The organism is Nonomuraea sediminis, from assembly GCF_018531495.1.
In the GTDB taxonomy this organism is placed as follows: Bacteria; Actinomycetota; Actinomycetes; order Streptosporangiales; family Streptosporangiaceae; genus Nonomuraea; species Nonomuraea sediminis.
This window is the reverse complement of record NZ_JAHDTI010000016.1, coordinates 209,083-224,409: the sequence shown is the minus strand read 5'-3', so window position 1 is coordinate 224,409 and position 15,327 is coordinate 209,083. Positions and strand designations below refer to the sequence as shown.

Sequence of the window (15,327 nt, the reverse complement as noted above, 5' to 3'; positions counted from 1 at the left end):
CACATGCGCTTAACCCCCACCCTCGCCGCCCTGGCGGTCGCGCTCGGCATGATGACGGCCCCGGCCCAGGCCGAGGCCGCGCGCAACTTCTTCGTCGACTGCCAGGCCCCCGACGGCGGCTCGGGCCGCACCGCCGCCGAGCCGCTCAACAGCCTGGCCGCCGTCAACGCCCTGCAGCTGCAGGCCAAGGACAAGATCAAGTTCCGCACCGGCACCGTCTGCGTCGGCCGTCTCGAGCCGGTCGGATCCGGTACGGCGGGCCGGCCGATCACGTTCACCTCTTACGGCGACGGACCCAAGCCGATCATCCAGGGCGACGGCGGCCAGTGGGCGATCCACCTGGTCGACAACAGCTACGTGACGATCGAGAAGCTGCACGTCACGAACCCGGCGCCGACCACGGCCAAGCGCACCGGCATCCAGTACAACTCCACGACCGCCGAGGCCAAGAGCGGGCTGGTGCTGCGCGACCTGGAGATCTCCGACGTGGCCGGCTGGGGCAACAAGACCGGCGCGAACTCCTCCTGGTTCGCCTACTCGGCGGGCATCAGCATCCAGGCGCTGCCCGACGGCGTGCCGGGCCCGATCGACGGCATCACGATCACCGGCAACTACATCCACGACACCGGCGGCGGCGGGATCAAGATCAGCCGCAAGGGCAACGACTACCACCGCGACGTCTACATCGCGCGCAACACGATCAGGGCCGTCGGCGGCGACGGCATCGTGGTGCACGCCTCCGACCGGCCGCTGGTGGAGCACAACCTCTTCGACGAGGGCGGCGCGGGCAAGTACCCCTACGTCGACGGCAACTTCGCCGGCATGTGGCCGATCAACTCCATCGACCCGGTCTTCCAGTTCAACGAGGTGACCAGGCAGCGGCCCACCATCTACGACTCCACCGCCTGGGACTGCGACGGCGGGATCAAGGGATCCTGCGTCTACCAGTACAACTACTCCCACGACAACGGCGGAGGATTCTTCCTCGGCTGCCAGGGCTGCACGGAGTTCCCCAACTACAACGCCACGGCCGTGCTGCGCTTCAACATCGCGCAGGACGACTGCCGCATCGCCGACACCGACACGGCGCCGCTGCGGATCTACAACAACACCTTCTTCTGCGCCAGCCAGAAGGTGGACCTCAGGATCCCCAACAAGGACTCCAAGCTGGTCAACAACATCTTCTACGCCCCGGAGGGCACGTTCCCCGCAGGCACGGGCATCGCCTACGACGCCAACGTCTACTACGGCGGCGTGACCGCGGCGGCCTCCGATGCCAGGGCCGTGACCACCGATCCGAAGCTGGCCGCGCCCGGCACCGCGACCGGCGCCGCCGACGTGGACGGCTACAAGCTGCTGGCGGGCTCGCCCGCGCTGGGCTCCGGCTCGCCGGTCGACGGGCTGGGCGAGCGTGACTACTTCGGCAACCCGCTCACGACCCTGGCCCGGGGCGCGTACTCCGGCGAGGCCGTCGCGGCCGCGCCGTACGCGCGGATCGAGGACGCCTACAACAACGTCGGCGTGAGCTCCGAGCTGAACCCCAACACCGGCGGCCTGTCCACCAGCGGCCGCAGCTACCCGGGGCAGGGGCTGGAGCAGGCCGGGCTGGTCCCGGGCAAGACCGTGAGCGTGCTCGGCGCGGACTTCGTCTGGCACCCGCGCGCCTACGGCTGGGTCGACAACGTCAAGGCCGCGGGCCAGACGATCCGGCTGTCCGGGCAGGGCGGCAAGCTGGTCCTGCTGGGCGTGGGCGTGTTCAAGGTGCGCGAGGGCGTCGTCAAGGTCACCTACGCCGACGGCACAGTCGAGGACAAGATGGTGCGCTTCGGTGACTTCTGGGACTCGACGGCCCCCGAGGGCGGCGTTGTGGTGGCCCACACGGACTACCACAACATCACCCAGACCAGCAGCAAGAACCCGGCCAGCGGCCAGACCCGCGAGTCCGGTGTGTCGGTCTTCGGGTATGCGGTCCCGCTCGACCCGGCCAAGACGGTCGCCTCGGTCACGCTGCCCGACGGCAGCCCCCTGGCCAACGCCGGCCTGCACGTCTTCGACATGAAGATCGCCTGATGACGGGCGCCACGATCAGGGCATTCGGTACGGCTGCCGCCATGGCCCTGGTCGTGGCGCTGACCGGCGCCTGCGGCGGCGGCGAGCCCGCCGCGCTCACCGCCGCGGCCACGCCCGCCCAGGTGCTCGGCACCCGGACGGGCACCGCGTTCGACGGCGAACCCGTGACGGCCACCGAGGTGCTCAGGGCCGCGGCCACGATCAGGGCCGAGGTCGTCTCGGAGTTCTCCCGGTACGGCGTGCCGCTCGGACCCGGGTTCTGGGACAAGCCGCACGCCGGGGTCACCGCCAGGGAACGGCTGCGGCAGCGGGCGGTCGGCCAAGCCGTACTGGACAAGGCCCGGCGGATCTGGGCACGCGAGGAGGGCCTGCTGTCAGACGTCAGCGAGGCGGGCTTCCAGCGGGAGCTCGCGGCCGAGAACCGGCGCAGAGCCGAGGCCGCCGCGGCGGGACGCCCGCTGCCCGGCGTGCCGAGCTACGACGAGTACACCTACGCCCAGGTCCGCGCGGCCGAACTGGACGCCGCGCTCAGCAAGCGCTACGCCGCCCACCTTGACCTTTCCGACCGGCGGCTGCGCGAGCAGTACAGGCGGATGGCGGGCACGGACGCGCCGCCGTTCGCCGAGGCGCGCGAGAACGTGCGCCAGGCGCTCATCCTGGAGGAGTACACGCGGGCACTCCAGAAGCGGGCCGGGTTCGATCAAGTCCGGGGGGCTCGTACCATCGTGTCCTAGGTCATGGGGAACTGGTTCGCGCAAAGCATCGTCGGCACGGGACGGCTGCCGCTGTTCTGTTTCTTCGTCGCGCTCATCGTCACCTTCGTCGCCACCCGCATCAACGTCCGCCTCATCAGGGCCAAGATCGGCTGGTTCCGCAACGTCAGCGTCGGCGAGATGCACATCCACCACGTCGTGTTCGGCGTCGTGCTCATGCTGGTCGGCGGCGTCGCCGGGCTGATGGCCGGCAGCGCGTGGACCGCCGCGATCTTCGGCGTCGGGTCGGCGCTCGTGCTGGACGAGTTCGCGCTGATCCTGCACCTGCACGACGTGTACTGGGAGGAGGAGGGCCGCACCTCCGTCGACGCCGTCTTCGTGGCCGTGGCGGTCACGGGGCTGCTGCTGATGGGGCTCAAGCCGCTGAGCTGGGACTTCAGCACCCCGATCAGCCCTACCGCGATCATCGTGGCCAACCTGGCACTGGCCATCATCACGCTGCTCAAGGGCAAGATCTGGACCGGCCTCGTCGGGCTGTTCGTCCCCTTCCTCCTGGTCATCGGCGCGGTACGGCTGGCGCGTCCGGGCTCGCCGTGGGCCCATTGGTTCTTCGCCTCCAGGAAGGTGGCCAAGGCGCTACGCAGGGAGGAACGCTGGCGGCGCCCGGTCATCCGGGTCAAGATCGCCTTCCAGGAGTTCGTGTCCGGCCGCCACGATCTCCCCTCCACCCGCCGGGGCCGTCGGCATACTTAGAGGTGTGACGCTTCCTTCGCGGTGGGAGGGGATCGAGGATCGGGTGCCCGACTCCCTCGACGACCTGCACGGCCCGGCGGAGGGCACGGTCGAACTGCCGCTGCACCTCGCCTGGTCCGGCCTGCGCGCCTACGACGTCTCCGATCCCCGCCTGCGCATGTCGATGTATCAGGCAGTGCTCGCGGAAGGGCGGCGGGTGGACGTCGAGCAGTACATCTGCGCCGACCACCTGAGGAGCGACTGGCCGCGGTTGCGCAAGCTCATGGGACGCCCGCTGCGCAAGGCGTGGGAGACGCACTTCCCGGGGTTGGCGCCCGAGTGAGGCTCCCCGCCTTCCACCTCCTCCTGCTGGAGACCGCCCGGCCGGTGTGCGAGCGCTTCGGGCTGCTGCTCGCCGGTGGATACGCGATGCGCGCCCACGGATTCACCGAGCGGCCGAGCCAGGACCTCGACTTCGCCACGGCGAGCGAGACCCCGCTGCCCGAGATCGCCGCGCAGGTCGCCGCGGAATTCCGGGCGCAAGGGTTCACGGTCGAGGTGCTGGAGGTCACCCAGCGGATGGGGCGCCTGATCGTCACCGACGAGGTCACCGAGCAGGCCTGCGAGTTCGACCTGCTCCGCGAGGCGTCGCTTGGGCGGCCGCTGAAGCTGGAGCTCTGCGAGGTGGTCGGCCAGGACGATGCGGTAGGCCTCAAGGTCCGGGCGCTTCATCAGCGTGGTGTGCCGCGTGACTTCATTGACGTGGCCGCCGTCTCCGATCTCTACTCCTTCCGGGAGCTGGAGCGGCTCGGCGCACTCCACGATGACGAGTTCCTCCTGGAGGACCTGATCCAGCGACTGGAGAGCGTCGACCTGCTGGCCGACGAGGCGTTCCTGGCCTACGGGATCGGAGAGGAGCGGTTGCACGAGATCCGGCGCCTCGCCTACGCGTGGGTGGAGGACATCAAGCTGAGGCGGGCCGACGACGGGGACGCCGACTGGGACGACCCGGATGTGCCGGAGGTCGACTGATCCCCGGGGCTAGAGGATCGCGGCGGCTAGAGGATCGCGGCCGAGCGGATGGCCAGGCCGGCGCCCAGGAGGACGACCATGGTGGCCGTGCCCAGCGGGGCCAGGCGCGACAGGCGGGTGAAGACGCGGCGGCGGCTGCGCTCCAGGCGGTCGACGACCTTGACCAGCAGGAGTCCCGTGACCGTGAGCGTGGCCGCCATGCCGAAGCCGTAGGCCGTCACCAGCGCCACGCCGAACCAGGTGCGCCCGAGGGCGATCGCGCCCAGCAGGACGATCAGCGCCGACGGGCTCGGCACCAGGCCACCCGCCACGCCCATCCCCACCAGCCCGAGCCGCCTGCCCCGCTCACCACCGTCGCCGCCTTGGTCGCCGCCGTGGTCGTGGTCGTGGTCGTGCCTGTGCCCAAGCCCATGCCCATGCCCATGTCCATGCCCGTGCCCGTGCCCGTGCCCGTGCCCGTGCCCGTGCCCGTGGCCGTGGCCGTGGCCGTGGCCGTGGGTGGATTCGTGGCGGGCGTTGAGGAGGAGGCGGACGCCGATGACCGCGATGAGGACGCCGCTCGCCACCCCCAGCCAGGCCAGCACCGATTCCCCCGCCAGGGCGGTGAAGGCGCTGAGCAGCAGCCCGATCACCAGGACGCCGACCGTGTGCGTGGCGGTGACCGTGGCGCCCACCACCAGCGCGTCCCTGGGCCGGCCGCGGCGGCCTGCCAGGTAGGCGGCCATGATGGTCTTGCCGTGCCCGGGGATCAGCGCGTGCCCGGCACCCAGCAGTACGGCGAGCCCCACCGCCAGCAGGCCCAGCGGCAGCGTGAGCGAGTCGGCGCCCACCATCGCGGTGAACGTCCTGTCCAGGGCGGCCAGCGCGTCCCCGATCGGCCCGCCGATGCCGACCCCGCCGGCGATGTCCGGCGTCGCGGACCCATCCGGCGCGGCCGTGTCTCCCTGAACGGGGAGGGCGCCGGCGAACGGGATGGCCGTGAACGTGGCGGCCCGCTGGTCGAGCGGGTCCGACAGCAGGTCCGCCGGGTAGGCGCGCAGCTCGTGGCTGACGCTGGCGGCAGGGACGGTGGAGCGCGCCAGCCGGACGCCGCGACCCACGGCCGTGACCTCCCGCCACCCGATCCGCTCCTGCTCGAAGCCGTCGGTGAACGACACGTCCCCCGACACCTTCACCCGGGCCACCAGCTCGCAGGTCAGGCGGCTCGTCTGCAGCCCGCCCTGCCCCGGCGCGTAGGAGAAGCGGGCGTCGGCCACCCGCCACGGCGCAGCCGTACCGCCGACCGTCAGATGTTGGGCGGCGGCAAGCGCCGCGCACGTGCGGGAGGCGTAGCCGGTGTCGATGGTCGGCTTGGCCTGCAGCGTGGGCAGCTCGGCCGCGTCCACCACGGCGGTGCTCTCCACCCGGTCGGGGAAGACCCGCAGGCCGTTGTAGTGGTTGACGGTGAAGTTGCCCAGCGGGTGGGCGAGCACGATGGCCATGCCGATCAGCAGCGTTCTCATGACAACCTCGCCAGCGCGGGCAGTGACGTGTCGAAGCCGGGCTCGGGCGCGGGACCCAGGCCGAGCGCGTGCTCGATCGCGGCCCGGTGGTAGCGGATCAGGGGGTTGTGCCATCCGGTCGAGGCGGCCTTCTTCGCGTACGGCAGGGCCTCCCGAGCCCGCCCGTCCTTGAACAGGGCCCAGGCCAGCGCGTCGGCGGCGACCAGGTTCCTGTTGCGCGCGTACTCGGCCCTGGCGTGGCGCACGGCCGCGGCGGGCGAGCCGTGGTCGGCCTCGAACTCGGCGAAGGTGAGGTCGTCGCGCACCCCGGCGGCCTTGAAGAGCCGCTGCTGCGCCTGGAGCAGCGTCCAGTCGGCCGGCTTGCCCGCCTTGATCCTGACCTCGCCCTGCTCCATGAGGTACTGGGGGAGCGGGAGCCGGGCCACGACCTGGTCGTAGAGGCCGAGCGCCTCATCCAGGCGGCCGGACAGGGCGGCCACCCTGGCCTGGCCGGCCAGCGCCGGGGTGAAGCCCGGGTAGGCCTGCAGCGCCTTGGCGTACCAGGAGGCCGCCGTGGCGCGGTCGCCGGTGCGCAAGGCCAGCTCGCCCAGGTAGAAGCGGGCGTAGGCGAGGTCCGCGGGCACGTAGGCGTCGCCGGCGGCGTAGCCCATGTACCGGCGGGCGCCGTCCTGGTCGCCGCGGAGCTCGGCCGCGTAGGAGGCCCTGGCGTAGGCCGCCACGCCGGGCCGCAGCGCCATCATCCGGTCGACCGCCTCGGCCGCGGCCGCCAGGTCGCCGAGCTGAGTGTGGGCGTCGGCCAGCACGCCGTAGGCCGCGGCGCCGTACGGGTTGGCCTCGATCGCGCGCCGCGCCAGCCGTACCGCCGAGGCGAACTCGTGGCGTCCGGCGGCAAGCGCGGCCTGGCCGGTCAGGACGGCGTCGTCGGTGGGGGAGAGGCGGGCGGCGGTGGCCAGCGCGCCCTCGGCCTTGGGGTAGTAGGAGGGATCGCCGGTGATCCTGGCCTTGTCGACGTACTCCATGGCCAGTTGTGCCCAGCCGCGGTAGTCGCCGGGCAGGCGCCTGAGCCTGGCCTGCAGGGTCTCCGGGGTGGTCATGGCCGTGGTCGCCGTGTCGGGCGCGGGCTGCGCCGACACCGCGAAGGCGGTGAAGGCCAGCGCGCCGGCGACGATCAGGCCGGCGGCGGCGAGCAGGTAACGCATCCAGAGCTCCAGGTCGCGGTCGGGCCGCGACGGGCACGGCCGGGACTTGCGGGAGTGGCCGGCCGCGGCGGCGCGGCCGGGAAGTGCGAGAGGGGGCCGGCCGGCCGCGACGGGGGCACGGCCGGCCGGCCGCTGGTGGCGAGCGGTGGGAGAAGGCCGCCCGCCGGGAGGACCGGCGGGCCCGGGGTGGGGGACCCGCCGATCGAGGTGGCTACTTCTGCTGGTTGACCGCGACGTTGCCGGGCAGCGCCACGTACGGGAACGACTGCAGGAAGGGCCTGTCGTTGCTGTCGACCTTGTCGGTCAGGCCGGGCACGAGCTTGCCGGTCTGGGCGGCGCCCGCCACGGCCTGCAGCGAGATGTCGACGACGTCGTCGGCGAGCCGCCGGCCGTTCGGGTAGCCCTGCAGGTCGCCGCCGAGCACGCCGAGCCTGTTGGGGTCCTTGGCGGGCGGGACCGACATGTTCAGCCGCAGCATCTCCGACGGGCGCAGCTTGCCCGCGTCCTTGTTGAGGGTCTGCGAGTTCAGGTCGGCCTTGATCGGGCCGTTGCCCTTGGCGATGCCGGTCAGGAAGATCTCGACCAGGTCGTTGCGCGGGGTCGCGGGCGCCTTGATGCCGTAGATGGACTCCAGGAGCCTGGCCACCTCGGGGTCGGTCACGCGCTTGACCACCGCGGGGATGTCGGCGTCCTTGATCGGGGGCAGCGAGTTGAAGGTGTCCTTCAGCCCGCGTGGCACCACGACCTCGTTGACCAGGGCCTGGCCCAGGCGCGAGACCTGGGCGTAGCCCTTCGGGCTCCACTTGTCGGTGGTCGACCAGACGCCGATCACCGGGTTGCGCTTGGCGTCGCCCTTGAGCGCCAGCTCCTCGGCGGGCACCTGGACGGCCAGCGTGTGCACGCTGTAGCCCTTGAGCGTGTCCTGGCCGACCTCGGACAGGTTGCCGCCGTACAGCAGGTCGAAGACGCGAAGGTCCAGGAAGAACGGGTCGTCGGCCTGGCCGGCGAAGGTCTTGCCGCCGCCAGGCAGGCCCTTGATGGCCTGGGCGCGCAGCGTGCCGTAGTCGGGCATCGAGGCGGCGCCGACGTTGCTCGGGGCCACGATGCCGTCCTGGATCAGCGTCTTGGTGCCCTTGGCCGTGATGACCTTGAGCGTGTAGTGCTGGCGGTAGAGCAGGTTCGCGTCGTTGAGCGAGGTGACGGGGCCATTGTTGTACAGGAAGGTGTTCGTGCCCGCGCGGTCCTCGTCGCGGAAGGTCCACTGGTAGGTGATGTCGGGATCGGCGTCACCGTCGTTGTCGATCTTGATGTTGTAGCGGGACTTGGTGTCGAAGGAGTAGAAGTTCGGGCCGCCCTGCGGCTCCTCGAACGGGATCCAGTTGGCCAGCAGCGTCACCGTGCCGGGCTTGTCGGGGCTGACGAAGGCGTAGGTGTCGGTGTTGTCGTTCCGCGGGTCGCCCGCGATCGCCGGGGCCTCGCGGTGCGAGGAAGCAGAGCCGGTGTCGGTACGGAGCAGGGCGAACGAGGAGGCGGTCAGGGCCGCCGCGACGCCGAGTCCGACTAGAGCGCGCCGGTTGATCCGGAGCTCCATGGTTCGGTCCTTTCAGGTGATCCAGGGAAGTCTGAGGTTCCGGCCGGGTTCCTCGACGGCCTATTCGTCCCTGCCGCGCTTCCGGATGAGACCGGGTTCATCTCCTCCTCAAGGAGGAGCGTCAACGAAAGTTGACATACTTAGGTCGTCAATTTAGGTTGACCGGTGTCGATTGCGTGATCCCGTTCGTTGGGATCTTTCGGGATATATCGCGAGAGGAGACAGCGGTGATCAAGGAGCTGCTGGTCTACATCCGCCCGCACAAGTGGATCCTGGTCTTAGGCGGGGTGCTCGGTCTGATCGGGTCGGCCGCCGGGCTGGCGATGCCTTTGCTGGCCAAGTACGTGGTCGCCGCCTTCGGCGAGCACACCTCGATGGCCGGGCCGCTGATCGGGCTGACGGCGGCGGTGGTCCTCGGCGCGGTGGTCTCGGCCGGGGGCAACTACCTGATGGAGCGCACCGGCGAGGGCGTCGTGCTCGGGGCCAGGCGCAAGCTCGTCGACCGGCTGCTGCGGCTCAAGGTCGCCGACGTCGACCGGCTCAAGCCCGGCGACCTGCTGTCGCGGGTGACCGGCGACACGACGCTGCTGCGGTCCGTGCTCACCAATGGCATCGTCAACGCCGTCGGCTCGGTCTTCATGCTGGTCGGCGCGATCGTCATGATGGCCACCATGGACGGCGTGCTGCTGCTGGTCACGCTGCTCGTGGTCGTCGTCATCGGCGGGCTGGTCGGGCTGATCATGCCGAAGATCCAGCGGGCGCAGAACCAGGCGCAGGCGGCCGTGGGCGAGATGGGCGCGGTGCTCGACCGGGCACTGCAGGCCTACCGGACGGTCAAGGCCAGCGGGGCGGAGGAGCGCGAGATCGAGGTGGTCGGCGAGGCCGCCGAGCGCGCCCGCGACCGCGGCATGCAGGTGGCCGGGTGGACCTCGCTGGCCGGGGTGGCGACCTGGATGGCCGTGCAGCTCGCCTTCCTGTGCGTGCTCGCCGTGGGCGGCTCCAGGGTGGCCTCGGGCGCGCTGGAGATCTCGTCGTTGATCGCGTTCCTGCTCTACCTGTTCTACCTGGTCGCGCCGATCGGGCAGCTGGTCGAGGGGGCCGTGCAGCTGCAGCAGGGGCTGGCCGCGGTCAAGCGGATCAAGGAGATCCAGGACCTGCCCGCCGAGCCCGTCGCCACCGCCGCCCCGCAGCCGCCCGACCCGATCGGTGTCCGCTTCGACGACGTGGTGTTCCGCTACGGCGACGACCGGCCGGTCGTGCACAGCGGCGTCTCCTTCGAGGTGCCGCCGGGCGGGCTGACCGCGCTGGTCGGGCCGTCGGGAGCGGGCAAGTCCACGGTGTTCGCCCTGCTCGAGCGCTTCTACGAGCACCAGGGCGGCACGATCACCGTGGGCGGGCGCGACATCCGCGACTGGCCGCTCGGCGAGCTGCGGTCGGCGCTCGGCTACGTCGAGCAGGACGCGCCGGTGCTGGCCGGCACGCTGCGGGAGAACCTGCTGTTCGCCGCGCAGAACGCCACCGAGGACGAACTCAGGCGCGCGATCAGCCGGACCCGCCTGGACGACCTGGTGAAACGCCTGCCCGAAGGGCTCGACACGGCCGTCGGCCACCGCGGGGTGCTGCTGTCGGGCGGCGAGCGGCAACGCGTGGCGATCGCCAGGGCGCTGCTGCGCAAGCCCAGGCTGCTCCTGCTCGACGAGGCCACCTCCCAGCTCGACGCCGTCAACGAGCTGCGGCTGCGTGAGGTGATCGCGGAGGTGGCCACCGAGACGACCGTGCTCGTCATCGCGCACCGCCTGTCGACCGTGACCAACGCCGACCGCATCGTGGTCATGGAAGGCGGCGGCGTGCGGGCCGTCGGAACCCACGCCGACCTGGTCGGGGAGGACGAGCTCTACCGCGAGCTGGCCGCCACGCAGTTCCTGGTGAGCTAGTACGCTCGTCGTGAATGGGTTCATTCACGAAGGGATCGCCATGAGCAGGATCGTTCGCGCGCCTCGCGGCACCGCCATCACCGCCAAGGGATGGCCGCAGGAGGCCGCCCTCCGCATGCTCCAGAACAATCTGGACCCCGAGGTCGCCGAGCATCCCGAGCAGCTGGTCGTCTATGGAGGGTCGGGCAAGGCGGCCCGTGACTGGCCCTCCTTCGACGCGATGGTCAGGACGCTGACGACCCTGGAGGGGGACGAGACGCTGCTGGTCCAGTCGGGCCGCCCCGTCGGGGTCTTCCGCACCCACGAGTGGGCGCCTCGCGTCCTCATCGCCAACTCCAATCTCGTACCCGACTGGGCCAACTGGGAGGAGTTCCGCCGGCTCGAGGCCGCTGGGCTCACCATGTACGGGCAGATGACGGCGGGTTCCTGGATCTACATCGGCACCCAGGGCATCCTGCAGGGCACCTACGAGACCTTCGCCGCCGTCGCCGCCAAGAAGTTCGGCGGCACGCTGGCCGGCACGATCACGCTGACCGCCGGCCTCGGCGGGATGGGCGGCGCCCAGCCGCTGGCCGTCACCATGAACGGCGGCGTGGCGATCTGCATCGACTGCGACCCGCGCAGCGTCGAGCGGCGCATCGAGCACCGCTACCTCGACGTCAAGGCCGACAACCTGGACGAGGCGCTCCGCCTGGCCTACGAGGCGCGCGACCAGCGCCGGCCGCTGTCGATCGGCGTGGTCGCCAACGCGGCCGACGCCGTGCCCGCGCTCCTGGCGCGCGGCGCGGAGATCGACATCGTCACCGACCAGACCTCGGCCCACGACCCGCTGATGTACCTGCCGCTCGGCATCGCCTTCGAGGACATGGCGCTCGAGCGCGACAAGGACCCGGCGGGCTTCACCCAGCGGGCGCGCGAGTCGATGGCCAAGCACGTCGAGGCGATGGTGGGCTTCAAGGACGCCGGGGCCGAGGTGTTCGACTACGGCAACTCCATCCGCGGCGAGGCGCAGCTGGCCGGGTACGCCAGGGCCTTCGACTTCCCCGGGTTCGTGCCCGCCTACATCAGGCCGCTGTTCTGCGAGGGCAAGGGCCCCTTCCGCTGGGCGGCGCTGTCGGGCAACCCGGCCGACATCCACAAGACCGACCAGGCGATCCTTGAGCTCTTCCCCGACAACGAGCCGCTGGCCCGCTGGATCCGCAAAGCCGGCGAGAAGGTGCACTTCCAGGGGCTGCCCGCGCGCATCTGCTGGCTCGGGTACGGCGAGCGGAACCTCGCCGGGGAGCGCTTCAACGACATGGTGGCCTCCGGCGAGCTCGAGGCGCCCATCGTCATCGGGCGTGACCACCTCGACAGCGGGTCCGTGGCCTCGCCGTACAGGGAGACCGAGGCGATGGCCGACGGGTCCGATGCGATCGCCGACTGGCCGCTGCTCAACGCCATGCTCAACACCGCCTCGGGCGCGGCATGGGTGTCCATCCACCACGGCGGCGGCGTCGGCATCGGCCGCTCGATCCACTCCGGCCAGGTGACGGTCGCCGACGGCACGGCGCTCGGCCGCGAGAAGCTCAACCGCGTCCTCACCAACGACCCGGGCACGGGCGTCATGCGGCACGTCGACGCGGGCTACGACGAGGCGATCGACGTGGCTGCCGAGAGGGGCGTCCGCATCCCGATGCGGGAATCCTGACATCGGTTGTACGGCGGGCCGCTCCTTCCGGCCGCCCGCCGTACTCCGGCTGAGGGCCCGCGGGCGGCGCTTGCGGCGAGTCGGTGACGGTTGCTCGCCGCTACGACTCCGCTGTAGCCCGCCCGAGGGAGCCCGCCGCCTGGCCGCCGACCGCCGTGCGCCGGGCTCCGCCGTACTCCTCCTCGCCGCACCGGCGCGGGGGAGGCCCAGGGTGGCGCTCAGTGAGTGAGCCAGCCGTACCGGAGAGCCTGAAGCCGCGGTGCTCAGGGAGTGAGCGGTGGGTGTTCAGGGAGTGAGACGGCGGGGATGAGAATGCGCCGTGGCAGGCGTTGGAGGTTTCGTGGCGTATCAGGGCGGATTGGATGGGTTGCTGGACGGACGCCGGCTCTCGCCGGTGCAGCGGCGGATCGCGCACTACCTGACGGAGAACCTGCACGACGCGATCTTCCTGTCGAGCGTCGAGCTGGCCGAGCGGGCGGGCGTGAGCCAGCCGTCGGTCACCAGGTTCGCGATGGTGCTCGGCTTCACCGGGTATCCGGAGCTGAAGCAGGCGCTCAGGCCGCTGGTGCTCGGCGAGCGGTCCGCGGCGCCCCAGGAGTCGCTGATCAGGGGCGCCATCGACAGCGAGATCCACAACCTCACCGTGGTGCGCGACCGCCTTGCCGCGCTGCCGCTGAAGGAGCTGGGCGAGGCGCTCGCCGCCACCGAGCCGCTGCCCGTGCTGGGGCTGCGGGTGTCGTCGGGGCTGGCCACCACGTTCGCCTACTACGCCCGCAGGATCCACCCGGACGTGCGGTTGCTGGTGCACGGTGGGTCCGAGCTGGTCGACGGGCTGCACGCGGCCCGGCGGGCGGGCGCGGAGTGGGTGGTGGCGGTCGTGCTGCCGCGCTATCCGGCGGAAGCCGTACAGGCTCTGGAGTACGCGCAGAAGCTGGGGCTGAGGACCGCGGTGATCACCGACAAGCCGGGCTTTCCCGCCGAGGTGGTGCTGGACGCGCCGGTGGGGGACAGGCTCGTGTTCGACTCGCACGCTGCGCCGCTCGCGCTGGCCATGGCCCTGGTGGAGGCCATGGCCGACGCGGCGCCGCTGCGCACCCAGGCGCGCCTGGAGGAGTACGAGCGGATGACCGACGAGACCGGGGTGTTCCTAACCGGCGACGCGTCGTAGCGAGCGCACCGACCAGGCCGTGGTGATCGCGGCCAGCACGATGAACAGCGCGAACGCGATCGGGATCTCCACGGCCGACAGGTTGCCCGTGAACAGCGCCCGTCCCGCCTCGACCGCGTAGTAGAGCGGGTTGATCTTCGCGACCACCTGCATCCAGTGCGGCGCGAACGCGATCGGGATGAACAGGCCTGCCAGCAGCATGACAGGCAGCATGAAGAGGTTCAGCGTCTGCGACATGCCGTTCTCGTCCCGTACGGCCAGCGCCAGGCCCTGCGAGAGGCTGGAGGCGAACAGCCCGGTGGCGGCCATGAGCAGCAGCATCAGCAGCAGCGCCGCGATCCCGATGCGCAGCCCCATCAGCCAGGCCACGACCACGACCAGGATCGCCTGGACGACCAGCGTGACCATGTCCCTGGTCACGCGCCCGAGCACGATCGCGGGCCGCCAGGCCGGGCTGACCGCGTACCGCTCGACCGAGCCGTTGCGCAGCTCGCCGATCAGGCCGAACCCGGAGAACAGCGAGCCGAACACCGCGATCATCATCATCGCGGCGGGGGTGAACAGCTGCAGCGCCTCGACCGTGCTGCCGCCGCGGGTCATCGACTTCAGCAGCGGGGCGAACATCAGCAGGTAGAGCACCGGCTGGATGATCCCGAACAGCGGCCAGACCGGGTTGGAGAAGGACTTCTTCAGCTCGTACCCGGTGAACAGCGACAGATGGCGGATCATGCGGCGGCTCCCGCGTCCCGAAGCGAACGGCCGGTCTTGGCCAGGAAGACGTCGTCCAGCGTGGACCGGTCGAGCGCGATCGAGGCGAGCCCGAGCCCCCGCTCCTCCAGGGTCCGCAGCAGGCCGGGCAGCGCGTGCTCGCCGTCGTCGACGTAGACACGCAGCACGTCGTCGTCGATGCGCGTCTCCCTGGCGTGCGGCTGGAGCGCCTCGGCTGCCTCCTCCAGCCGGTCGAGCCGCAACGTGATGACGTCGCCCGACACCTCGCGCTTGAGCGCGGCGGGGGTGCCCTCGGCCACCACGGTGCCGTGGTCGACGATCACCAGGCGGTCGCAGAGCACGTCGGCCTCGTCCAGGTAGTGGGTGCTGAGCAGCACGCTGGTGCCCAGCTCGCGCAGCCGCCTGATCTGGTCCCACAGGTTGGCCCTGTTCTGCGGGTCGAGGCCGGTGGTCGGCTCGTCGAGGAAGAGCAGCGGCGGGCTGTGCACCAGGCCGAGCGCGATGGCCACGCGCCGTTTCTGCCCGCCGGACAGCGTGCGGCCGGGACGGTCGGCCAGCTCGGTCAGCTCGAACCGGTCGAGCACCTCGGCGGTGGCCTTGGCGGGGTCGGGGACGTTGTGGATCCTCGCGGCCATCATGATCTGCGCGCGGGCGGAGGTGGTGTCCTCCACGCCACCTTCCTGGCTCACGTAGCCGAGCTCGCGGCGGATCGCGGCGGGCTCGCGCCGCAGGTCGTGACCCGCGATGGTGGCCGTCCCCTCGTCGGGGACGATGAGCGTGGCCAGCATGCGGATGGTGGTGGTCTTGCCCGCCCCGTTGGGGCCGAGGACGCCGAAGATCTCGCCCTTGTCGATTTTCAGGTCGACGCCGCGGACCGCCTCGACGGTCTGGGTGCCCTTTCTGGAACGCGTGGTGAACGTCTTGCGCAATCCCTGCGCATCAATGATCACGGGGGGTTGCTCCTTCG

The 15,327-nt window shown here is 71.2% G+C and carries 13 protein-coding genes; 8 read left to right on the top strand and 5 right to left on the bottom strand.

Annotated features, from left to right (window positions below; genetic code table 11):
* The first annotated feature begins 3 nt into the window (after positions 1 to 3).
* From KIK09_RS48085 to KIK09_RS48065, 5 genes are read left to right on the top strand one after another with little or no spacing between them, the layout of a single operon-like run.
* Positions 4 to 2,070, top strand: coding sequence for a right-handed parallel beta-helix repeat-containing protein (locus tag KIK09_RS48085; RefSeq protein ID WP_214326268.1), 2,067 nt, complete (start codon positions 4 to 6; stop codon positions 2,068 to 2,070).
* Positions 2,070 to 2,804 (top strand): hypothetical protein, encoded by a 735-nt coding sequence (locus KIK09_RS48080; protein ID WP_214326267.1) that lies wholly within the window; start codon positions 2,070 to 2,072, stop codon positions 2,802 to 2,804. Before KIK09_RS48085 ends, KIK09_RS48080 begins: the two co-directional genes overlap by 1 nt.
* Positions 2,805 to 2,807: 3 nt before the next feature.
* The gene (locus tag KIK09_RS48075) at positions 2,808 to 3,536 is read left to right on the top strand and encodes a hypothetical protein (RefSeq protein ID WP_214326266.1); all 729 of its coding nucleotides are present in this window, start codon (positions 2,808 to 2,810) and stop codon (positions 3,534 to 3,536) included.
* A gap of 4 nt (positions 3,537 to 3,540) precedes the next feature.
* A complete protein-coding gene (locus KIK09_RS48070; RefSeq protein ID WP_214326265.1) occupies positions 3,541 to 3,858 on the top strand; it encodes a hypothetical protein in 318 nt (105 codons plus the stop codon).
* Complete coding sequence (locus KIK09_RS48065; RefSeq protein WP_308164741.1) at positions 3,855 to 4,547, top strand: nucleotidyl transferase AbiEii/AbiGii toxin family protein; 693 nt, start codon at positions 3,855 to 3,857, stop codon at positions 4,545 to 4,547. Before KIK09_RS48070 ends, KIK09_RS48065 begins: the two co-directional genes overlap by 4 nt.
* Before the next feature lie 26 nt (positions 4,548 to 4,573).
* On the opposite strand, the gene KIK09_RS48060 is transcribed toward KIK09_RS48065, so the two are convergent.
* The 3 genes from KIK09_RS48060 to KIK09_RS48050 all read right to left on the bottom strand — a co-directional run bounded on the left by KIK09_RS48060 (position 4,574) and on the right by KIK09_RS48050 (position 8,839).
* The gene (locus KIK09_RS48060; protein ID WP_214326264.1) at positions 4,574 to 6,049 is read right to left on the bottom strand and encodes a nickel/cobalt transporter; all 1,476 of its coding nucleotides are present in this window, start codon (positions 6,047 to 6,049) and stop codon (positions 4,574 to 4,576) included.
* Entirely contained in the window at positions 6,046 to 7,248 is a 1,203-nt protein-coding gene (locus tag KIK09_RS48055; RefSeq protein ID WP_214326263.1) for a tetratricopeptide repeat protein, read from the bottom strand. The genes KIK09_RS48060 and KIK09_RS48055 overlap by 4 nt, the downstream gene beginning before the upstream one ends.
* Positions 7,249 to 7,459: 211 nt before the next feature.
* Positions 7,460 to 8,839 (bottom strand): DUF4331 domain-containing protein, encoded by a 1,380-nt coding sequence (locus KIK09_RS48050; RefSeq protein WP_214326262.1) that lies wholly within the window; start codon positions 8,837 to 8,839, stop codon positions 7,460 to 7,462.
* A gap of 227 nt (positions 8,840 to 9,066) precedes the next feature.
* On the opposite strand from KIK09_RS48050, the gene KIK09_RS48045 reads away from it, so the two are divergent.
* From KIK09_RS48045 to KIK09_RS48035, 3 genes are all read left to right on the top strand, one after another.
* On the top strand, positions 9,067 to 10,773 hold the full coding sequence (locus tag KIK09_RS48045; RefSeq protein ID WP_308164740.1) for an ABC transporter ATP-binding protein: 1,707 nt from the start codon (positions 9,067 to 9,069) through the stop codon (positions 10,771 to 10,773).
* 40 nt (positions 10,774 to 10,813) lie between these two features.
* Complete coding sequence (gene hutU / locus KIK09_RS48040; protein WP_214326261.1) at positions 10,814 to 12,463, top strand: urocanate hydratase; 1,650 nt, start codon at positions 10,814 to 10,816, stop codon at positions 12,461 to 12,463.
* 358 nt (positions 12,464 to 12,821) lie between these two features.
* Complete coding sequence (locus tag KIK09_RS48035; protein ID WP_250574945.1) at positions 12,822 to 13,631, top strand: MurR/RpiR family transcriptional regulator; 810 nt, start codon at positions 12,822 to 12,824, stop codon at positions 13,629 to 13,631.
* Here the strand turns inward: KIK09_RS48035 and KIK09_RS48030 are convergent.
* Complete coding sequence (locus KIK09_RS48030) at positions 13,611 to 14,360, bottom strand: ABC transporter permease (RefSeq protein ID WP_214326259.1); 750 nt, start codon at positions 14,358 to 14,360, stop codon at positions 13,611 to 13,613. The genes KIK09_RS48035 and KIK09_RS48030 overlap by 21 nt on opposite strands.
* Positions 14,357 to 15,310: an ATP-binding cassette domain-containing protein gene (locus KIK09_RS48025; protein WP_214326258.1), complete on the bottom strand. Its 954-nt coding sequence runs from the start codon at positions 15,308 to 15,310 to the stop codon at positions 14,357 to 14,359. The genes KIK09_RS48030 and KIK09_RS48025 overlap by 4 nt, the downstream gene beginning before the upstream one ends.
* Between the last annotated feature and the right edge of the window lie 17 nt (positions 15,311 to 15,327).

Excerpts from the sequence above, each read along its gene's own strand:
- KIK09_RS48085 (WP_214326268.1), top strand. The coding sequence starts at position 4 with ATGCGCTTAACCCCCACCCTCGCCGCCCTGGCGGTCGCGCTCGGCATG.
- KIK09_RS48080 (WP_214326267.1), top strand. The coding sequence starts at position 2,070 with ATGACGGGCGCCACGATCAGGGCATTCGGTACGGCTGCCGCCATGGCC.
- KIK09_RS48075 (WP_214326266.1), top strand. The coding sequence starts at position 2,808 with ATGGGGAACTGGTTCGCGCAAAGCATCGTCGGCACGGGACGGCTGCCG.
- KIK09_RS48060 (WP_214326264.1), bottom strand. The coding sequence starts at position 6,049 with ATGAGAACGCTGCTGATCGGCATGGCCATCGTGCTCGCCCACCCGCTG.
- KIK09_RS48055 (WP_214326263.1), bottom strand. The coding sequence starts at position 7,248 with ATGCGTTACCTGCTCGCCGCCGCCGGCCTGATCGTCGCCGGCGCGCTG.
- KIK09_RS48050 (WP_214326262.1), bottom strand. The coding sequence starts at position 8,839 with ATGGAGCTCCGGATCAACCGGCGCGCTCTAGTCGGACTCGGCGTCGCG.
- hutU (WP_214326261.1), top strand. The coding sequence starts at position 10,814 with ATGAGCAGGATCGTTCGCGCGCCTCGCGGCACCGCCATCACCGCCAAG.
- KIK09_RS48030 (WP_214326259.1), bottom strand. The coding sequence starts at position 14,360 with ATGATCCGCCATCTGTCGCTGTTCACCGGGTACGAGCTGAAGAAGTCC.